Source organism: Variovorax sp. Root411, from assembly GCF_001425205.1.
In the GTDB taxonomy this organism is placed as follows: Bacteria; Pseudomonadota; Gammaproteobacteria; order Burkholderiales; family Burkholderiaceae_C; genus Variovorax.
In genome coordinates this window covers 36,678-56,255 of record NZ_LMDW01000007.1, presented here as the reverse complement: position 1 = coordinate 56,255, position 19,578 = coordinate 36,678, and the positions used below count along the sequence as shown (strand labels likewise).

The 19,578-nt window shown below is 68.6% G+C and carries 19 protein-coding genes; 8 read left to right on the top strand and 11 right to left on the bottom strand.

What is annotated here, in order from left to right; genetic code table 11:
- Positions 1-49 precede the first annotated feature (49 nt).
- Genes ASC92_RS10620 through ASC92_RS10600 form a run of 5 tightly spaced genes read right to left on the bottom strand, consistent with a single transcriptional unit; the run spans position 50 to position 6,611 of the window.
- On the bottom strand, positions 50-862 hold the full coding sequence (locus tag ASC92_RS10620; RefSeq protein WP_056514475.1) for an oxepin-CoA hydrolase, alternative type: 813 nt from the start codon (positions 860-862) through the stop codon (positions 50-52).
- Positions 859-2,013 carry an acyl-CoA dehydrogenase family protein gene (locus ASC92_RS10615; RefSeq protein ID WP_056514471.1) on the bottom strand — a complete coding sequence of 385 codons (1,155 nt, stop codon included), beginning with the start codon at positions 2,011-2,013 and terminating at the stop codon, positions 859-861. Before ASC92_RS10615 ends, ASC92_RS10620 begins: the two co-directional genes overlap by 4 nt.
- An 11-nt stretch (positions 2,014-2,024) precedes the next feature.
- Positions 2,025-3,233, bottom strand: a complete 1,209-nt coding sequence (locus tag ASC92_RS10610) for an acyl-CoA dehydrogenase family protein (RefSeq protein ID WP_056514469.1) — start codon at positions 3,231-3,233, stop codon at positions 2,025-2,027.
- Positions 3,234-3,243: 10 nt separating this feature from the next.
- Complete coding sequence (locus tag ASC92_RS10605) at positions 3,244-4,434, bottom strand: acetyl-CoA C-acyltransferase (protein ID WP_056514466.1); 1,191 nt, start codon at positions 4,432-4,434, stop codon at positions 3,244-3,246.
- Between the two features lie 32 nt (positions 4,435-4,466).
- A complete protein-coding gene (locus tag ASC92_RS10600) occupies positions 4,467-6,611 on the bottom strand; it encodes a 3-hydroxyacyl-CoA dehydrogenase NAD-binding domain-containing protein (protein ID WP_056514464.1) in 2,145 nt (714 codons plus the stop codon).
- A gap of 142 nt (positions 6,612-6,753) precedes the next feature.
- On the opposite strand from ASC92_RS10600, the gene ASC92_RS10595 reads away from it, so the two are divergent.
- The gene (locus ASC92_RS10595) at positions 6,754-7,668 is read left to right on the top strand and encodes a LysR family transcriptional regulator (RefSeq protein WP_056514462.1); all 915 of its coding nucleotides are present in this window, start codon (positions 6,754-6,756) and stop codon (positions 7,666-7,668) included.
- Between the two features lie 7 nt (positions 7,669-7,675).
- Here the strand turns inward: ASC92_RS10595 and ASC92_RS10590 are convergent, their stop codons facing one another.
- The 4 genes from ASC92_RS10590 to ASC92_RS10575 all read right to left on the bottom strand — a co-directional run bounded on the left by ASC92_RS10590 (position 7,676) and on the right by ASC92_RS10575 (position 10,695).
- A complete protein-coding gene (locus tag ASC92_RS10590) occupies positions 7,676-9,175 on the bottom strand; it encodes a GGDEF domain-containing protein (RefSeq protein WP_200935969.1) in 1,500 nt (499 codons plus the stop codon).
- A 75-nt stretch (positions 9,176-9,250) separates the two neighbouring features.
- Positions 9,251-9,826: a YbhB/YbcL family Raf kinase inhibitor-like protein gene (locus tag ASC92_RS10585; RefSeq protein WP_056514459.1), complete on the bottom strand. Its 576-nt coding sequence runs from the start codon at positions 9,824-9,826 to the stop codon at positions 9,251-9,253.
- A gap of 27 nt (positions 9,827-9,853) precedes the next feature.
- Positions 9,854-10,195, bottom strand: coding sequence for a Rieske (2Fe-2S) protein (locus tag ASC92_RS10580; protein WP_056514456.1), 342 nt, complete (start codon positions 10,193-10,195; stop codon positions 9,854-9,856).
- 143 nt (positions 10,196-10,338) lie between these two features.
- Positions 10,339-10,695: a TfoX/Sxy family protein gene (locus ASC92_RS10575; RefSeq protein WP_056514452.1), complete on the bottom strand. Its 357-nt coding sequence runs from the start codon at positions 10,693-10,695 to the stop codon at positions 10,339-10,341.
- A 175-nt stretch (positions 10,696-10,870) separates the two neighbouring features.
- Here ASC92_RS10575 and ASC92_RS10570 point away from each other — a divergent pair, with 175 nt between their 5' ends.
- The 7 genes from ASC92_RS10570 to htpX all read left to right on the top strand — a co-directional run bounded on the left by ASC92_RS10570 (position 10,871) and on the right by htpX (position 17,817).
- Positions 10,871-11,086 (top strand): DUF2892 domain-containing protein, encoded by a 216-nt coding sequence (locus ASC92_RS10570; protein WP_056514449.1) that lies wholly within the window; start codon positions 10,871-10,873, stop codon positions 11,084-11,086.
- A 3-nt stretch (positions 11,087-11,089) separates the two neighbouring features.
- Complete coding sequence (locus ASC92_RS10565; RefSeq protein ID WP_056514446.1) at positions 11,090-11,632, top strand: RNA polymerase sigma factor; 543 nt, start codon at positions 11,090-11,092, stop codon at positions 11,630-11,632.
- Positions 11,629-12,660, top strand: coding sequence for a dihydroorotase (gene pyrC, locus ASC92_RS10560; RefSeq protein ID WP_056514443.1), 1,032 nt, complete (start codon positions 11,629-11,631; stop codon positions 12,658-12,660). Before ASC92_RS10565 ends, pyrC begins: the two co-directional genes overlap by 4 nt.
- Before the next feature lie 160 nt (positions 12,661-12,820).
- A complete protein-coding gene (locus ASC92_RS10555) occupies positions 12,821-13,648 on the top strand; it encodes an NYN domain-containing protein (RefSeq protein WP_056514440.1) in 828 nt (275 codons plus the stop codon).
- Positions 13,645-14,415, top strand: a complete 771-nt coding sequence (locus ASC92_RS10550) for a DUF3025 domain-containing protein (RefSeq protein WP_056514436.1) — start codon at positions 13,645-13,647, stop codon at positions 14,413-14,415. The genes ASC92_RS10555 and ASC92_RS10550 overlap by 4 nt, the downstream gene beginning before the upstream one ends.
- 82 nt (positions 14,416-14,497) lie before the next feature.
- The gene (locus tag ASC92_RS10545) at positions 14,498-16,747 is read left to right on the top strand and encodes an IgaA/UmoB family intracellular growth attenuator (protein WP_056514432.1); all 2,250 of its coding nucleotides are present in this window, start codon (positions 14,498-14,500) and stop codon (positions 16,745-16,747) included.
- 197 nt (positions 16,748-16,944) lie between these two features.
- On the top strand, positions 16,945-17,817 hold the full coding sequence (gene htpX, locus ASC92_RS10540; protein WP_056514428.1) for a protease HtpX: 873 nt from the start codon (positions 16,945-16,947) through the stop codon (positions 17,815-17,817).
- Positions 17,818-17,913: 96 nt separating this feature from the next.
- Here the strand turns inward: htpX and ASC92_RS10535 are convergent, their stop codons facing one another.
- Together ASC92_RS10535 and ASC92_RS10530 are read right to left on the bottom strand one after the other, a co-directional pair.
- Positions 17,914-18,876, bottom strand: coding sequence for a ProQ/FinO family protein (locus ASC92_RS10535; protein WP_056514426.1), 963 nt, complete (start codon positions 18,874-18,876; stop codon positions 17,914-17,916).
- A gap of 50 nt (positions 18,877-18,926) precedes the next feature.
- Positions 18,927-19,550: a flavin reductase family protein gene (locus ASC92_RS10530; RefSeq protein WP_056514423.1), complete on the bottom strand. Its 624-nt coding sequence runs from the start codon at positions 19,548-19,550 to the stop codon at positions 18,927-18,929.
- Positions 19,551-19,578: the final 28 nt, after the last annotated feature.

Here is a 19,578-nt window from a genome sequence, read left to right as displayed (position 1 = left end):
AACCTCCGCACCCACGTGCGAGAGGTTGAAAGGATCGGCACGGCGCGTGTCAGGACGCGTCCTGCTTCTGGCGGCGCAGTGCGACGAAGTCGGCGCTGCGCTTGCCGAGGAACGCACCGATGCCTTCGGCCGATTCAGCATCGCCTTGCGACTCGACCATGAACACGGCCTCGGCGTCGAGCTGTTCTTCCAGCGTGGCATGGTGCGCCTGGCGGCACAGCGTCTTGATGCGCGTGGTCGCCCGTTGTGGACCGGTCGCCACCTTGGCCGCGAGCGCGACGGCCTCGGCCAGCGCGGCACCCTTGTCGGTGAGGCGGTTGACGGCGCCCAGCGCGTGCAGGCGCTCGGCCGGCATGCGGTCGCCGGTCAGGCACATCTCGGTCAACACCTGGCGCGAGACGAACTCGGCCAGGAAGGCCGTGGCGCCGCCGTCCGGCGTGAGGCCGACCTTCACGTAGGCGACTGTGAAGAACGCATCGCGTGCCGACACGAGCATGTCGCAGGCCAGCGCCATCGACAGGCCCGCGCCCGCCGCGCCGCCCTCGACGGCCGCGATCACGGGCTTGCTGCAGTCGCGCAGCGCGCGGATCAGGTTGTTGAGGCCTTCGAGGATCTCGCGGCGCTCGGCCGTCGGCAGCTCGCGCCGCTTGGCCAGCAGGTTGAGGTCGCCGCCGGAGCAGAAGAAATCGCCCGCGCCGGTGAAGACGATGGCGCCGACCTCGGGGTCGTTCTCGGCATCGGTCAGCGCGGCCGACAGCTCGGCATACAGCGTCGGTGTGATCGCGTTGCGCGCGCCAGGGTTGCTGTTGGTCAGGATGCGGACGGCGCCCTGCTGCGAGATCAGAACCGTCTTGTCCGTCATGCCGCGACCTCCTTGCCGGACTCTTTGCTCAGGGCAATGTAGCGCTGCAGATGATGGTCTTCGTCGCCCAGCTGATGGTCGATCATCACGAGCCGCTTGGCGTAGTGGGGCAGCGGCAGCTCCCACGTCATGCCGATGCCGCCGTGCATCTGAATGCTTTCTTCCGCCACCAGCGCACCGATGCGGCCGATGCTGAACTTTGCGGCCGACAGCGCGCGCTCGCGCGCCACGCGGTCCGCGCCATCGATGGCCGCGGCGGCGTTGATCACGGCCGAGCGGGCTTGTTCGATCTCGAGCAGCAGGTCGGCCATGCGGTGCTGCAGCGCCTGGAAGCTGCCGATCAGCGTGCCGAACTGCTTGCGCGTGCGCAGGTAGTCGAGCGTGGCGGTCTTGGCGGCTTCCATCGCGCCCAGCGCTTCGGCGCACAGCGCGAGCACGCCGCGGCCGATGGCGCGTTCCAGCGTCACAGCGCCTTGACCTTCAGCGCCCAGCAGCGCATCGGCGCCGAGCTTCACGCCGTCCAGCGTGAGTTCAGCGACGCGGCCGCCGTCGATGGAAGGACAGCCGCGCACCGTGAGACCGGCAGTCTTCGCGGGCACGAGGAACAGCGAGATGCCGGCTTCGTCATCCACCTTGCCCGAGGTGCGCGCGGAGACGAGGAACAGGTCGGCCTGCTCGCCTTGCGGCACCACGGCCTTGGCGCCATGCAGCACCCACCCGCCGCCGCTGCGTTCGGCACGGGTCGAAACGCGCGTGCGTTCGTAATGCGTATCGGCTTCGTCGTGCGCGAAGGCCGCGACGGTCACGCCGTTGATGATGTCGCCGAGCTTCTCTTTCTGCGCGTCGCTGCCGGCGGCGCTGATCGCCTCGCCGACCATCACCGCGCCCAGCAGCGGCTCGACCACCAGGCCGCGGCCCAGTGCCTCGAAGACCACGGCAATGTCGAAGCCGCCGCCGCCGAAGCCGCCATCGGCCTCGCCGAACAGCGCGCCGATCACGCCCAGTTCGGCGAACTGCTGGAAGATTTCCTTGCTGAACCCGTGTTCGGACTTCGCGATGCGGTCGCGCGCATCGAAGGCGTACTGCTCGCTGATGAAGCGGTTCAGGCTGTCGGCGAGCATGCGCCGGTCTTCGGTGTGTTCGAAGTTCATTGCATGTCTCCTTACAGGCCCAGGATCATCTTGCTGATGATGTTCTTCTGGATTTCATTCGAGCCGCCGAAGATCGACAGCTTGCGGTTGTTGAAGTAGCGCGATGCGGCAGCCGATGCATAGGCCGGGCCGAAGGTCTCGCATTCATAGCCGTCCTTCAATGCCTCGGCGATGAAGGGCCGGCCGTAGACGCCCATCGCGCGGCGCGCGAGCGACGAGATCTCCTGGCGGATCTCGGTGCCGCGGATCTTCAGCATCGAGCTTTCCGCACCCGGCACGCCGCCGCCGGCCACCGCGGCGATCACGCGCAGGTTGGTGGTCTTCATGTTCTCCAGGTCGATCTCGACGCGTGCCATGCGTGCCGCGAACGCAGGGTCTTCGTTCAATGGCTTGCCGTTCTTCGTCTGCGTCGCGGCAATGCCCTTGAGCTGCTCGAGTGCCGCCACCGAGAAGCCCACGCCCGCGATGTTCGTGCGCTCGTACGTCAGCAGGTACTTGGCGCAGGTCCAGCCCTTGTTCTCCTCGCCGACCAGGTTCTCGGCCGGCACGCGCACGTCGGAGAAGAACACCTCGTTCACTTCATGCTCGCCGTCGAGCGTGATGATCGGGCGCACTTCGACACCGGGCGATGTCATGTCGATCAGCAGGAAGCTGATGCCCTCCTGCTTCTTCGCCTCGCGGTTCGTGCGCACCAGGCAGAAGATCATGTTGGCGTGCTGGCCCAGCGTGGTCCATGTCTTCTGGCCATTCACGATGTAGTGGTCGCCCTGCGCATCGATGCCGCGCACGGCCGAGGTCTTCACGGCCGCGAGGTCGGAGCCCGCACCGGGTTCCGAATAGCCCTGGCACCACCAGTCGTCGCCGTTCAGGATGCGCGGCAGCCAATGGCGCTTTTGCGCCTCGTTGCCGTACTTGATGAGCACCGGTCCGAGCATGTTCACGCCGAAGGGCACGATGCGCGGCGCGAAGGCCAGCGCGCATTCGTGTTCGAAGATGAACTTCTCGACCGCCGTCCAGCCGGGGCCGCCGTACTGCTCGGGCCAGTGGTTGGCGAGCCAGCCGCGCTCGTTGAGGATGGCGTGCCATTCCTCCATGTCGGCCTTGGCGAGGATCTTGCCGCCGCTGACTTTCGCCGAGAGGCGCGCGGGCAGCTTGTCGGCGAGGAAGGCGCGCACTTCCGCGCGGAAGGCTTCTTCTTCGGGGGTGAAGTTCAGGTCCATCGCAGGCTCCTCAATAAATTTCGAACAGGCCCGCGGCGCCCATGCCGCCGGCAATGCACATCGTGACCACCGCGTACTTCGCGCCGCGGCGCTTGCCTTCGATCAGCACGTGGCCCGTGAGGCGCGCGCCGGTCATGCCGAAGGGGTGGCCGATGGAGATCGCGCCGCCGTTCACGTTGAGAAGCTCCGACGGAATGCCCAGCTTCTCCTGGCAGTAGATCGACTGCGAGGCGAAGGCTTCGTTGAGTTCCCACAGGCCGATGTCCTCGACCTTGAGGCCGTGGCGCGCGAGCAGCTTGGGCACGGCGAAGACCGGGCCGATGCCCATTTCGTCGGGCTCGCAGCCGGCCAGCGCGAGGCCACGGAAGGCGCCCAGCGGCTTGATGTTGGCGCGCTCCGCGTCTTTTGCCTCCATCAGCACGCAGGCCGATGCGCCATCCGACAGCTGCGAGGCGTTGCCGGCGGTGATGAACTTGTCCTCGCCCATCACCGGCTTCAGCTTGGCGAGCGCCTCGTAGGTGGTGCCGCGGCGGTTGCAGTTGTCCTCGGTGGCGGTGACTTCGCGGTAAGTGACTTCCTTGGTCTCCTTGTCGGTCACGGCCATCGTGGTGGTGCAGGCCACGATCTCGTCCTTGTAGCGGCCGGCCAGTTGCGCCTCTTCGGTCTTGCGCTGGCTCTCGGCGGAGAAACGGTCCTGCGCTTCGCGGCTGATGTTGTAGCGCTTGGCGACGATGTCGGCGGTGTCGATCATGGCCATGTACAGCGCGGGCTTGTGCTCGACGATCCACGGGTCCAGGCTGAGGTCGCCACCGTCGCCGGGGCTGCGGCCGCGGATCTGCGAGATGCTCTCGACGCCGCCCGCGATCATGGCCGGCGCGCCGTCCACCACGATGCGGCCCGCGGCCATCGCGATGGCCTGCAGGCCCGAGGCGCAGAAGCGGTTCACCGTGGTGCCGGCGATGCTGATGGGCAAGCCCGAGCGGATGATGGACTGGCGCGCGATGTTGCGGCCGGTGGTGCCCTCGGGGTAGCCGCAGCCGAGGATCGCGTCCTCGATCAGCGCCGGGTCCAGGCCCGAGCGCTCGACCGCGGCCTTCACCGCGAAGGAGGCCAGCGTGGCGCCGGGGGTGATGTTGAATTCGCCGCGGTGCGCCTTGGTGAGCGGGGTGCGGGCGGTGGAAACGATGACGGCTTCACGCATGGAAATGGCTCCTGTACGGCTGACGGTGTGGATTACTCGGATTGATTGAGGCTGGCGAAATCGGCACCGCGTTCGACAAGCTCCACGAGCAGCGGCGACGGCTTCCAGAAGATCGGGTCTTCCTTCGCGAATTCGCGGATGTCGGCCAGCACCTTCGGCAGGCCCACGGTGTCGGCGTATTTCATCGGGCCGCCGCGGTGGCGCGGGAAGCCGTAGCCGTAGAGGAAGGTCACGTCCACGTCGAGCGGGCGCAGCGCGATGCGCTGGAGCACGACGTTGGCGCCTTCGTTGATCATCGCGGCCATGTAGCGGCGCATGATTTCTTCTTCGGTGAACTGGCGCGGCGTGATGCCGGCGCGCACGCGTTCGGCGTCGATGATGGCCAGCACCTCGGGGTCGGGCACGCCGGTGCGCGCGCCTTCGGGGTACAGGTAGTAACCGCGCTGCGTCTTCTGGCCGAACCAGCCGCGCTCGCAGATGCGGTCGGCCACCTGCACGTAGCGCGCCTGCGGGTCGCGCGTGGCGGCCTTGCGCTTGCGCGTGGCCCAGCCGATGTCGCCGCCGGCCAGGTCCGACACCTGGAACGGGCCCATCGGGTAGCCGAAGTTGCGAACGGCCGCGTCGATCTCGTAGGGCGAGGCGCCGTCTTCCATCATGTGGTCGGCGGCCTGGCGGTACACCGCGAGGATGCGGTTGCCGATGAAGCCGTCGCACACGCCCGCGCGCACCGGCACCTTCTTGAGCTTCTTCGCGAGCTCGAAGCCGGTGGCGACCACGTCGGCGCTCACCTTGGCGGGCACCACGATCTCGAGCAGCTTCATGATGTTGGCGGGCGAGAAGAAGTGCAGGCCCACCACGTCCTGCGGCCGCGAGATGCTGTCGGCGATCTCGTCGATGTCGAGGTACGAGGTGTTGGTGGCGAGCACGGCGCCGCGCTCGCACACGCGGTCGAGTTCGGCGAACACGGCCTTCTTGACGCCCATCTCTTCGAACACGGCCTCGACCACGATGTCGACGTTGGAGAGCGCGTCATAGGAGGTCGAACCGCTGAAGCGCGCCATCACGGCGGCCTTGGCTTCGGGCGTCATGCGGCCCTTGGCGATGAGGCCGTCGTACACCTTCTCGACGTTGGCGCGGCCGCGCGCGAGTTGGGTGTCGTCGCGCTCGATCATGGTCACGGGCAGTCCCGCGTCCAGCATCGCCACCGCGATGCCCGCGCCCATGGTGCCGCCGCCGACGATGCCGGCCGACGCCAGCGCGCGCGGCTTGGCGCTGCGGGTCTCGGGCGCCTTCAGCACTTCGCGCTCGGCGAAGAAGGCGTGGATCAGGCCCGCGCGCTGCGGGCTGTCGATGCACTGCAGGAACAGCTTGCGCTCCAGCGCCATGCCTTCGTCGAAGGGCAGCGTGAGCGCGGCCTCGACGGCTTCGATGATCTTCATCGGCGAGAACAGGCCACGGCTCTTCTTGGCGGTGTCGGCGCGCGCGGCCTCGAGGGCGGCGCGACTGGCTTCCTTGTCGGCGAGGCCGGCGGCTTCGCGGGTGCGGCGCACCGGGGCCTTCGCGGCAACCAGTTCCTGTGCGTAGGCGAGGCCTTCGGCCAGCGCGTCGGCGTCGTTGCCGAGCCGGTCGACGAGGCCGAGCGACAGCGCTTCCTTGGCGCCGGCATGGCGGCCGCTGAGCATCAGTTCGAGCGCCGGCTTCATGCCGATCAGGCGCGGCGCGCGCTGCGTGCCGCCCGAGCCGGGCAGCAGGCCCAGCGCCACTTCGGGCAGGCCGAGCTTGGCGGTGGGCGAGGCGAGGCGGTAGTGCGCCGACAGCGCCACTTCAAGTCCGCCGCCGAGCGCGGCACCGTGGATGGCGGCGACGACCGGCTTCGTGCAGTTCTCGATCTTCAGGCAGGCCTCGGGCAGCGACGGCGGCTGCGGCGTCTTGCCGAATTCGCGGATGTCCGCGCCCGCGATGAAGTTGCGGCCCGCACCGACGATCAGCACCGCCCTGGCGGAGCTGTCGGCCTCGGCCGCGTCGATGGCGGCCACGAGGCCGCGGCGCACATCCACGCCCAGGGCGTTGACGGGCGGGTTGTCGATGGTCACCACGAACACGTCGCCGTGAACGTGGGACGGCTCGAAGGTGACGGGACCGGTGGACGTGGAGGGGCTGGGAGTGCTGGTGGCCATGTGCGTGTCGCTTGTCTCTTGCGTTGCGGGCCGGAGGGCCCGAGGCTCTGGGGTGAACCCCGCATTCTTGGACCGCGCCGCCTCTTTGACAATTGCATAGACGATTGACAGACTGTCAAAGAATTTTTGACACAATCGCCGCATGGACCTCCAATCGCTCACCCTGCTGGTGGAAATCCTCGACGCCGGCAACCTGAGCGCCGCCGCCCGCCGGCTCAAGATGAGCCGCGCCAACGTCAGCTACCACCTGAACCAGCTGGAGCGCTCGGTGGGTGCGCAGCTCGTGCGGCGCACCACGCGGCGCGCCGAGCCGACCGAAATCGGCCTGCGGCTCTACCAGCACGGCGTCGCCATCCAGGGCGAGCTGCTGGCCGCGCGCGAATCGGTCACCACGCTGGGCCAGGAGCTGCAGGGCCGCGTGCGGCTGAGCGTGCCCAGCGGCTACGGCCAGCTCGTGATGGCCGGCTGGCTGATCGACTTCAAGCGCCAGTACCCCGGCATCGTGCTCGACGTGGTGTTCGAGAACCGCATCGAGGACCTGCTGCGCGACGAAGTCGACATCGCGATCCGCGTGATTCCCGAGCCGCCGCAGAACCTCGTGGCGCGCGAGATGGGGCCGGTGCGCTACGTGGCCTGTGCCTCACGCGACTATGCAGAAAAACATCCGCTGCCCGTGCAGCTCGACGAACTGCACGGGGCGCCGGTGGTCACCGCCGCCGTCATCGGCCGCCAGCTGCGCGTGTCGGCCTATCAGGGCGAGACACGGCGCGAGGTGATCCTGGAGCCGACGCTCATTTCAGAGAACTTCCTGTTCCTTCGCCAAGCCGTCCTCGCGGGCCTGGGCATCGGCCTCGTGCCCGACTACGTGGTGCAGGAAGACGTGCGCCGAGGCGACGTGGTGACCACGCTCGACGACTGGCGCCTGAGCATCTTCGGCACGCAGATGTTCATGCTCTACATGCCGAACCGCCAGCACACGCGGGCGATCCGGACCTTCATCGATTTCATCCTGGAGCGGGTGCGGCCGGTGCCCGGTCAGGCGCCGCAGGCGCGATAGCCGGCGGCTACGCCTGCCGCCGCTCCACCCCGGTGCTCTCGTAGTGCCGCGCCTTGTCCACGTACATCGCCCGGTCCGCCCGCTGCAGCGCCGCCTCCAGCGACTCGTCCCCGTGGCAGGTCGCCAGCCCGATGGCCAGGCTCAGCGCATGGCCGCTCTGGCCCGCATGGAACTGGTTGTTCATTTCGAGCAGCGTGAGGATGCGCTCGCGCATCGCCTCGGCGCCGCGCTCGTCGGTCATGGGCAGCAGCACCGCGAACTCGTCGCCGCCGATGCGCGCGGGCCAGGCGGGCAGGGCGACGGCCTTGTCGAGTACTTCGCCCATGCGGCGCAGCAGCGAGTCGCCGGCGGCATGGCCTTCGTGGTCGTTGATCTGCTTCAGCCCGTTGAGGTCGATGGCCACGATCGACACCGGCCAAGGCCCCTTGCGCGACAGGCGGTTGAGCTCCTCGGTGTAGTAGGTGCGGTTGCACAGCTGCGTGAGCACGTCGTGCTTGCCGAGGTATTCGAGGTAGGCCTCGGCCTTCTTGCGCGCGGTGATGTCGACCAGCGACACCAGCACCAGGTCCCAGGTGTCGAGCCGGTCGTCCTGCACCGCGAACTGCATGTGGATGTTCAGCACCTCGCCCGACAGCGAATAGTTGAGCACCTCGCGCTGCTGCACGGTCTTGCCGTTCCACAGGTCCTGCAGCTGCTCGGCGAAGGAGTCGCGCATCTCGTCGCGGAAGATGCGCGAGATGCTGCCCAGCAGGGTCTGCAGGTCGGGCGCGCCGAACATGCGCAGCGTTTCCTGGTTCACGTCGACGACGCGGATCTCCTGCATGCAGCGCGTCACGAAGTCGGGGTGCACCTTGATGAAGGTGGCGAAGTCGGTGATGCCGCGCGCGCGGATGGTCTCCAGCAGCGAGCGCACCGCGCTGAAGTCTTCCACCCACAGCGACACGGGCGAGCGGTCGAACAGGCTGCGCGCGTGCTTCGCACTCTCGTCGCGCAGGCGCTGCGCGGCCACGCGCTCGGTCACGTCGTCGAGCGACACCAGCACGCGGCTCCACGTATCTTCGTGGCCGGGCAGCACGCGGGCCCGCACGCGCACGTCGAGCCGCCGGCCGTCGAGCGCGTAATTGACGGTTTCGCTCTCGAAGGTGAGCTGGCCGCGCCACAGCTGGTCGAGCTCGTGCACCACGGTGGCCGACATGTCGCCGCGGAACACGCGGTCCAGCGCGCCCAGCAGGGTCTGCTGGCTGTCGGCGGCAAAGAGCCGCAGCGTGTGCTGGTTGACCCGCAGCACCTTCAGCAGCGCCATGCAGTCGCTCACCCGCCGCGGGTCCGCCGACAGGTGCGCCACCAGGTCGGTGACGCCCTCGGCGCGCCAGCCGTCGAGCTTGCGCTTCAGGTCGCCGTAGTCCTCGATCCAGAGCGAGACGGGCGCCAGGTCGAACATGCCGTCGAGGTCGTCGTGGGTCGGCGAAACCGAAGAGGGGGCGAACGCGGCTGCGGGCAGGGCCATCGATGAAGCTTTCGAGGAAGCGGCTGTGGATATCGGAAAAACGAGGACTTAATTATTACATTTGTTAACGCAGGGTCAGCGGCTGTAGAGGCCCACCACGCTCTGGCCGCCCAGCGCATGGCCCTTGAGCGCGGCCAGCAGCGCGTCGCGCGCGAGGCCGGCCGGCAGGCTGCCCGGTGCGAGGTCGGTGGCAATCACGGTCACTACGTAGTGATGCGGCCGGTCGCCCACCGGCGGGCACACGCCGCGGTAGGCGGGCGCGCCGGCCACGTTCGGGCCCATCGTGAAGTTGAAGTTCGAGCCCGCCTGTCCTTCGCCCGCCTTGAGCTCGCCGCGCTCGGCCGCGATGTTGTAGGCCACCCAGTGCGACACGCCGAGGCCGGCCGCACCGTCGGGGTCGAGCACCAGCACGGCGACCGATTTCGTCCTGGCCGGCAGGTTGCTCCACGCCACGGGCAGCGAGACGTTCTTGCCGCCGCAGTCGCCGGCGTGGTCGGCCGGAATGACGCCGTTGTCGCCGAAAGCGCTCGACGTGACTCTCATGCCCGTGAAGGCCTTGCCGGTGCCGGGCGACATCCCCGTGCAGCCCGCCAAGAGGCCGGTGAACGCGAAGGCCGCGATCGACAGGGCAAGAGGATTGTTGTTGCGCATTTCTCTATTTCTCCTGGAGGGTTGTCTTCATTCGGCCCGGCCGAGCCACACGCTGCCGTCCGCTCTTTCGTGCACCGCCAGCGGCGTGAGCCGCGCGCCGCGGCAGGGACCGCCGACGCACTTGCCGGTGTCGGGCTCGAAGATCGCGCCGTGCCGCGCGCACATCAGAAAGCGGCCTGAACTCTCCAGCACCTGGCCCTCGAAATCAAGCGGACCGCCCGCATGAGGGCACTGGTTGAGATAGCCGTGCACGCCGCCTTGCCAGCGCACGGCGAAGGCCCGCGCGCCGCCGGGCGCGGTGAACAGGGCGGCGGGGCCGCTCTCGGCGAGTGCTGGGGAGATCAGCTGGGGCTCTGTCGTGCTCTTCATTCTTTTGACTGCATTTCGCAAGGAAGCCTGGGCCTGAGCGAAGGAAACAGTATCTCTTGCGAGGTGGGGCGAGGCAAAGCAGTCTGCATGGCCGATCTCGCGTAGGAGCGCATGAACGATGCCGCTCCCGTCGACCCGCAAGGCTAGGTGCCCTTGCCGGCCGGCTTCTTCAGGCTTTGTGCCACCAGAACAGCTTCCCTTGCCAGGGCCGCCAACGCTTCATGGTCTTCGATGATCTCGATGGGGACCTCGAAGTACTTCCTGACCTGGACCCGCCGCGCCTTCGTGTCGTAGGCAAAGCACTTGCTGCCCAGCTTCTCGTACTTCGGCCGGGTGTCCTTGTCCACGACGAAGTACACGGTGCTGCCCATGATCATCGCGAACTGCGTGGCGTCGGCCGACAGTCCTGTTCCGCCGAAGAATCGGGTCTTGGCGATGCGCGGGATTCCGCGGAGACGGTCGACGATGAAGTCGACGAACTGCGACGAGGCTTCCGACATGATGCTGCTGGCGTCAGGCGCGCGATGAAAAGAGCGCAGTGTCGCCGAGTGCGGCCACGCTGCGTCGGCTCCCGGCAGTGGAAAATTTGTGGATTCCCGCGAACCGTTCGGCGGGTTCGACGCCTCCTTGTGTCCGAGGGTCTTCCTCATGCACCCAAGGATCGAAGGAGTCACCATGGTCTACGTCAAGAATGTCCCCGGTTGGGAACGCGCGCTGCGCATCGTCATGGGCCTCGCCGGCCTGCTTTTCGCCGCCATGAGCTGGGGCACGGCCGGCTTCGGGCTCGCGGTGATCGCCGGGCTCACGGGCGCGACGCTCGCGCTGACGGGCCTGTTCGGCTTCTGCCCGATGTGCGCCATGGTCGGGCGCAAGCCTGGCAAGGGGCGCTGAGCCATGGGCGTGGGCATCGACCGCACCGGACTGATCCAGGCCGCGCAGACCGGCGACCCCGCCGCCATCTCGGGCCTGCTCGCGGTCTGCCAGGCCGATGCGCGGCGCTACGCCTGGCGGCACTGCCAGGCCAGCGACGTCGACGACGCCGTGCAGGAATCGCTGCTGGTGATCGCGCGCAAGGTCCGGGCGCTGAAGGCGGCCGCGGCCTTCTCGTCGTGGCTCTTCACTGTCATCCGGCGCGAGTGCCTCAGGCTGCAGCGCGCGATGTTCCGGCACGAACCGCTCGACGACGAGCTGGCCGAGCGGCAACTGGCCAGCCGCAGCGACGGCGCTTTGCGCATCGACCTCACGCACGCGCTGGAGTCGCTTCCCGCGCACTACCTCGAAGTGGTGCTGCTGCGCGACTTCGAGGAGCTGACCATCGCCGAGATCGCCGAACGGCTCGGCGAACCGCCGGGCGCCGTGAAGAGCCGGCCGCACCGCGCGCGGGCGCTGGTGCGCGAGTATTTGCTGGGGGGCGATGCGACAATTGCCGGGCCATGACAGACACCCTCACGATCACCCGCCCCGACGACTGGCACCTGCACGTGCGCGACGGCGCCGCCCTCGAAGCCGTCGTTCCACACAGCGCGCGCCAGTTCGGCCGCGCGCTGATCATGCCGAACCTGCGCCCCCCCGTGACCACCGCCGCGCAGGCCATGGCCTACCGCGACCGCATCCGCGCCGCCGTGCCCGCGGGCACCGCCTTCGAGCCCGTGATGTCGCTCTACCTCACCGACAAGCTGCCGCCCGAAGAAATCGCGCTGGCCGCCGAGGCCGGCGTGCGCGCGCTCAAGCTCTACCCGGCCGGCGCCACCACCAACAGCGATGCCGGCGTGACCGACATCCGCAAGACCTACAAGACGCTCGAAGCCATGCAGAAGCACGGCCTGCTGCTGCTGGTGCACGGCGAGGTGACCGATCCGGCCATCGACCTGTTCGACCGCGAGGCCGTGTTCGTCGACCGCGTGATGATTCCGCTGCGCCGCGACTTCCCCGAACTCAAGGTGGTGTTCGAGCACCTGACCACCAAGGAAGGCGCCCACTACGTGCGCGACGCCGGCCATTTCACTGCTGCCACCATCACGGCGCACCACCTGCTCTACAACCGCAACGCCATCTTCACCGGCGGCATCCGCCCGCACTACTACTGCCTGCCGGTGCTCAAGCGCGAGACGCACCGCGTGGCGCTGGTCGAGGCGGCCACCAGCGGCAGCGACCGCTTCTTCCTGGGCACCGACAGCGCGCCGCACCCGGCGCACCTGAAGGAACATGCGCTCGGCTGCGCCGGCTGCTACACCGCGCTCACCGCCATCGAGCTGTACGCGGAAGCCTTCGACAACGCGCAAGCGCTCGACAAGCTCGAAGGTTTCGCGAGCTTCCACGGCCCCGACTTCTACGAACTGCCGCGCCATACCGACACCATCACGCTCAAGCGCGAAAGCTGGACCGTGCCGGAGACCGTGCCCTATGGCGATGCCACGCTGAAGCCGCTGCGCGGCGGCGAAACCGTGCAGTGGAAGCTCTTGTGAGTACTTCATCACGCGATCAGTCGCTCAACGCGCGGCATCTGAGGTTGGCAAGATCCCGTCGAGAAACACCACGGAACCGGCTTTGCCGGGCCGTTGGTGTTGCCCCCGGTGAGGGGGTGGGAGAAGCGACACGAAGTGCGCGCAGCCTGGGGGTGAGCCAATGACTCGCGTGATGCTGCTGATCGACGCCGACAACGTCTCGGCCGACGTGATCGAGCAGGCCGTGCAGCGCACGATGGACGAGTACGGCGCCATCCATGTGCGCCGCGCCTACTGCAATGCCGAGATGGCGGTGAACCGCCAAGCCCTGTTCAAGCGGCTGTCGGTGCGCCCGATGGTGAACCTGTCGACCGGCAAGAACAGCACCGACATCGCGCTGGCCGTCGACGCCATCGACCTCGTGATCGACGAGCGTCCCGACGTGGTGGTGCTGGTCTCGTCCGACTCCGACTTCGCGCCGCTGGTGATCCGCCTGCGCGAGAAGGGCTGCCGCGTCTGCGGCATCGGCCAGCAGGGCAAGACGGGCGAGGAAACGGTCGGCATCTACGACACCTTCATGGACCTGGCGCACCACGGCGCGGGCTACGCGGCGCCAGCAGTGCGCACCGCGCCAGCGAAGAAGACGGCCTCTGCCAAGTCGGCCGGCGCCAAGACCTCGCGGGCGAAGAGCGCCGGCACGACGACCGCAGCCGCACCTGCAGCGAAGAAGGCCGCGGCGAAGAAGACGGCACGCAAGACGGCGGCCAAGGCGCCCACCGCGCCGCAGCCGCAACCTCCGTCCGAAGCCGCCGAGTTCATCCTGCAGGCCGCGCCCGCATTGCGCGGCGGCAAGGACGTGCCGCTCAACGACGTGGCGAAAGCCTTGCGCACCGCCGGCCTGCTCGGCAAGCACGGCAGCTCGCTCAAGCTGTTCGACAAGCTCACCGCGGAGTTCGCGGTGATGCAGCACCCCGACCGCATCCGCTGGACGGGCGCGCCCGCGCCTTGATCCTGCCGGCGGTCGATTGGGCGCAGCCCTGGCTTGCGCCCTATCGTTCGAGCGGCGAAGCGGTGGCGCAGGCCGCGCGGCATGGCGGAGTCGCCGCCGCGCTGCAGGGCACCAAGCCTGCGCCTGTGCCCGCGTCTGTCCCCGCGCCAGTTCCCGACTTCGTGCACCAGCACGCACTGCCGCCAGGCCAGGCCTACGAGGCGCACATCTTCCAGACCCGCAGCGTGCCCACGCGCGACAACCTGCACGACTTCTTCAACGGGCTTGTGTGGCTTGCGTTTCCGCACACCAAGCGCCGGCTCAACGAACTGCAGGCGGGCGAGATCGCGCGCAGCGGTGTCGCGGCCGTGCGCGGTCCGCTGCGCGACGCGCTCACGCTGTTCGACGAGAACGGCGCGCTGCTCGATGCGCCACCCGCGCTGTGGCGGGCGCTGGTCGCGCGCGACTGGCATGCGCTGTTCGTCACGCAGCGCGGCCTGTGGAGCGAAGCGCGCCTGCTGCTGTTCGGGCACGCGCTGCTCGAGAAGCTGGTGACGCCGCGCAAGCCGATCACGGCGCACGTGCTGCTGCCTCGCGGCATGGACGTAGCGCCGACCCTCGACGACGCAGCGATCGCGAAGAATTTCGATGCGGACTGGCTCCAAACGAAGCCTTTCGTACCCCTTCCGGTGCTCGGCGTGCCCGGCTGGTGCGCTGAAAATACAGCGGCATCCTTCTACGCCGACGCGAGGGTCTTCCGGCCCTTGCCGAGCGCCTTGCAGGTGTAGTTTTCGCGGGCTCGGGAGGCCCGCCGCAGCGCGTGCACCGCACGCGGACTGCTTTCCATTTCAGAGGAGCTCAGACAACAACATGGACACCGTCATTCTTCTGCTCAAGGTCGGGCTGATTCTTTACGCGATCTACAGCTTCATCGTCTACGCCTCGCGCCGTTCCGGCAACCGCGATGCGCTGAAGGGCTTTCGCAACACGCCCGTGCTGCGCCGCATCACCGACGAAGAGAAATCCGCGCTGCAACCCTTTCTGATGGGACAGGGCCTCACGGTCGACGACGAGGTGCGCGAACTCCGCGGCGCCTTCCTGCGCCACGGCCTGCAGACGCAGGGCTCGTCGACCGAGCACGACACCATCGGCGACGTCGATGTGCTGCTGCCCTACGACGCCATCGATTACATCGAGCCGCACAACGAGGCGCTGGTCGTGCTGAGCAAGAAATGCGCGGTGGTGATCCGCGTGAACGGCTTCGACCTGCTCGAAGGCCGCCAGCGCGCGCAGCGCCAACAGGCGCAGGACAAGCAATGGAAGCGCGGCGAAGCCGGCGCGCTGCCGAGCCTCGACGAAGTCGCGCAGGACGCGAACCCGCTCGCCCGCTACGAACGCGGCGAGGTCGACATCCTCGGCCAGCGCACCGAGACCCCCGAAGAAGTCGCAAGCCGCATGGGCCGCGGCGGCTGGGCCTCCGCGCTCGCATGGCTGGCCGCCTTCGTGCTGTTGTGGATCACCACCTGGGACGCCACGCGCGGGGCGCAGGCCTACCTGCTGGGCGCGGGCCTGCTCGCGGCCCTGTGGGCCGCGTGGCTCTTCGTGCGCCGGCCGTCGTCGATGGCGGTGGTGCGCCAGCCGCAGCCCGTCAACCGCGTGCGCGGCATGCTCAACCAGATTGCCGTGGTCGACGTGCGCAACGTGGCGGTCAGGAAGGTCGGCATGTTCATCGGCGACAAGCTGAGCCTGGTGCTGCCTTCACACTGGAGCAACCCCGCGTCGGTGCCGTACGGCGAGGTGATCGAGGCCGAACTGCGCACCAGCGACTACAGCGCGGTGAGCTTCGGCGACAAGTGGTCCGTGGCCGACGAATGGCGACGCTTCCGGCCCGTGTATTGGGGGCGCCACCTGCTGCTGTTGCTGGTCGGGCTGCTGGCCCTCGGCGCGCTGGCGCTGTCGGCGCCCGACCTGCGCGGCGAAGCGGCGGTGGTTGCGCATTGGATCTCGCATGCAAAGAGCCCTGGCTACGCCAACCCCGCGCAAGTGGACGAGAACCCGCCGAAGTGGGCCAGCTTCGCCAACATGGAAGGCGAAGCCCGCTGCGAGATGGACATGAACGGCCGCAGCGAAGACGCGCACGCCGTGCCGGTCATCGACTGCACCACCGTGCGCTGGGCCGGCTCCGACCCGGTCGTGCCCGCGCTGGACATTCCGCAGAGCGTGCTGGCGCTTGCCGGGGCGGACTTCATCCGCGCGTCGGAGAACGGCATGTCGGCCGCCCTGATGGCGATGCTGCGCATGCAGATGGGCCAGGCGCCCGACCCGCTCGCGGCCTACCGCGCGCGCGAGAACGTGCCCATGATCGTGCGCGGCTTCGACCGTTCGGTGGCCATGATCGAGGCCGCCTGCCACGACAGCGGCGGCCTCTCGCCCGAAGCCTGCGCCCACCTGCAGCGCGAGCTCGTGCGCGCGATCGACGCCACCGTCGAGAAGGACGGCGCCGACACGCCGGTCACCACCTGGGCGGCGTTGGCCGCCAGCGCGAAGACGGGCGCGCAGAACGCCGACCTCGTGCTGTCTCGCGGCCAACTCGCGACCGTGCAGCGCGTGCTGCGGCAGGCCGTCGACAGCGTGGTCACCGCGAAGATCGCCGCCGCGCGCCCGGCCATCGTGCCTGCCAAGGGCGGCGTGCTGCTGGCGTCCACTTCCCGCATCGGCGATGCGCAGGGCAAGTCGGGTGAGTCCGACGCCGAGCCGGGAGAAGACGGCGCCGATGGCCCGGCCGATGACGTGCCTCGCGGTTCCCTGCTCGAACGCTGGGAACGCCTGCGTCGCAATGCCACCACCGATGGCCTGCATCCCTTCGTGCTCGAGGGGTTGGTGACCGCCGTCGGCGAGGACGCCAAGGGCACGACGCTGGTGCGCATCGACCCGAACCTGGACGCCGCGCGCACGGCCAGCGCCGGTGCGTACACGCTGTGGGCGCTGTTCGCGGCGCTGCTGGTGCTGGTCAACGGCATGCTGTTCGCGGTGCGCCTGACGCAGGGCATGCGCCGCAGCGCCCGCCTGCACGCCGACATCGCCACGCGTCCGGCGCCGGGAACGACAGGCCTCTTCTGAGTTCTTCGACAGGCCTTTGCGCGGCCGGGGAATACCCGGGCGTTGGAACTTTTGCTCCTATCATGGCCTTGCCGGCTACCGCCGGCCGGAGCGCCCCACAACGCACAACAACACCCAGGACCTCCATGCCGCGCACGGCTTGAAGAGAGCCGCGAGGCCCTCATCTGGGTGGCAGATTTCCCCACGGAGAATTCAACTTGAAACGTATCCTTCTGTTCGTCCTGACCAATGTGATGGTCGTCGCGGTGCTCGGCATCGTCGCCAGCCTGCTCGGCGTCAACCGCTTTCTCACGGCCAACGGGCTCAACCTCACGGCGCTGCTCGGCTTCGCGCTCATCATGGGCTTCGGCGGCGCGTTCATCTCGCTGCTTATCAGCAAGCCCATGGCCAAGTGGACGGCCGGGCTGCGCATGATCGACAACCCCCAGTCGCCCGACGAGGCCTGGATCGTCGGCACGGTGCGCAAGTTCGCCGACAAGGCCGGCATCGGCATGCCCGAAGTTGCAATCTTCGAAGGCGAGCCCAATGCCTTCGCGACCGGCGCGTTCAAGAACTCCTCGCTGGTGGCGGTGTCCACCGGCCTGCTGCAGAACATGACGCGCGAAGAGGTCGAGGCCGTCATCGGCCACGAGGTGGCGCACATCGCCAACGGTGACATGGTCACCATGACGCTGATCCAGGGCGTGATGAACACCTTCGTCGTGTTCCTGTCGCGCGTGATCGGCTATGCGGTCGACAGCTTCCTGCGCCGCGGCGACGACCGCTCGTCGGGCCCCGGCATCGGCTACTACGTGAGCACCATCGTGCTCGACATCGTGCTGGGCTTTGCCGCCGCGATGGTGGTGGCGTGGTTCTCGCGCCACCGCGAGTTCCGCGCCGACGCCGGCGCCGCCGCGCTCATGGGCAACCGCCAGCCGATGATGAACGCGCTCGCGCGCCTGGGCGGCCTGCCGGCCGGCGAACTGCCGAAGGCGGTCGAAGCCATGGGCATCACCGGCAGCATCGGCAAGCTGTTTGCCACGCACCCACCGATCGAGGAGCGCATCGCGGCGCTGCAGAACGCGCGCTGAGCAAGCTGCGGGGTGCGGCAAACGTCGCGTCGCCCATGAAAAAAAGCCGCCACAGTGATGTGGCGGCTTTTTGCGTTGGGGCTGGCGCGCCGTGCTTCAGTCGGCGGCGGGTGCGTCGGTCGCGGCCGGAGCGGCTTCTGCTTCGGGCGCTGCCTGCACCTCCGTTGCCGCCACAGCTGCTGCTGCCGCAGCGGCCTCTGCCCGCTTCTTGTCGTCGCGCACCCGCTGCAGCGTGCGCGTCACGTCGCCGGGCTTCATGCCGTACATGTCGGCGAACTCCTGCTCGCTTCGGCCGCTGGCCTCGAAGGCGCGCAGCAGCGCCTCGCGCTTGGCGGCCTGCTCGGCGAGTTCGGCCAGGGCTTCATCGACCACGGCGTTGGCGTTCGCGTCACGCGAGCGCACGAGCACCGCATAGGCCTCGCGGTCGAGGCCTGAGGCCTCGACGGCCTTGGCGATGCGCGCTACCAGCTGCGGGCGCAGTTCTTCGGCGTTGCCGTTGTTGCGCAGCATGCGGCGGCGGTGCAGCTCGAGGATGGCGTGGTGCACGTGCTCGGGCGCGACCGGGTCCAGTGCGTTGCCGTCGAGGTCGTGGCGCGCCAGGCCGGCGGCCACGGCCTCGAGGTAGCGCGTGGAGCGCGCGTGCTGGCCCATGGCGATCTTCAGGTCTTCGGCCTTGAAGTCCTCGGGGTGGCGCGCGATCAGTTCCTCGTACACGCCGAGCTTCAGCGGCACGAAGCGCGCGCCGAAGAGCTGCGGGTACAGCTCGAACAGGCGCTCCAGCACCGGGTTGACCTTGCGCGGCGCGCGCTGCGGTTGCTGCTGCTGCGCCTGCGCTTTCTGTTGCTGGGGCTGCTGCGCACGCGGGCCGCGGCCGGTGTTCTTCTGCCGCGGCGGGCGCGAGGCCTGCCGGGGTTGCTGTTGCTGCTGCGCCGGCGCGTCTGCGCCCGCGTCTGTTCCTGCACCGGCCTGCAGCTGCTTCAGCTGGTCGGCCATGTCCAGTTGCTGGCGCCGGGGCGGGCGGGCGTTCGTCTTCGGGGTGGCGGTGGAAGCGTCGGTCATGCGGGGGCGCTGTGGAAAGGATTGGAAAAAAGAAGGCCGGCCGAGCGCGTTCAGCGCGGCCGGAACATCCTGAAGAGATTGTCGGGGCTGACTTCGAAGTAGTCGCCCGGGCCGCCGCCGCGCAGGATGGGCTGCGCCGCGGCGGTGTCGTAGATGCCGTCCTTCAGCAGGTGGCGCGCAATGTGCACGCCCACCACTTCGCCGAGCACGAGCCAGGTCTGCACGGGCACGCCGTCCACGCCTTCGAGCTGCAGGATCTGCGTGAGCTTGCACTCGAAGGACACGGGGCTTTCGGCCACGCGCGGCACCGCGATGGTCCGCGAGGCTGCCGTGGCGAGGCCGGCGAGCTCGAACTCGTTCACCTCGGGCGGCACCGCCGCGCAGGAGCGGTTCATCTGCTCGGCCAGCGGCCGGGTTGCCAGGTTCCAGCCGAACTCCCGCGTCTGGCGGATGTTGTGCAGGCTGTCCTTGGCGCCGATGCTGGCGAAGCCGACGAGCGGCGGCGTGTAGTTGAAGGCGTTGAAGAAGCTGTAGGGCGCGAGGTTGAGCACGCCGTTCTCGTCCTGCGACGAGATCCAGCCGATGGGGCGCGGCCCGACCATCGCGTTGAACGGGTCGTGCGGCAGGCCGTGGCCCTTGGCGGGTTCGAAGAAATGGAAGTCGTCGCTGGCCATGCAGGTCTCGATGTCGGGTGGCGGCTCA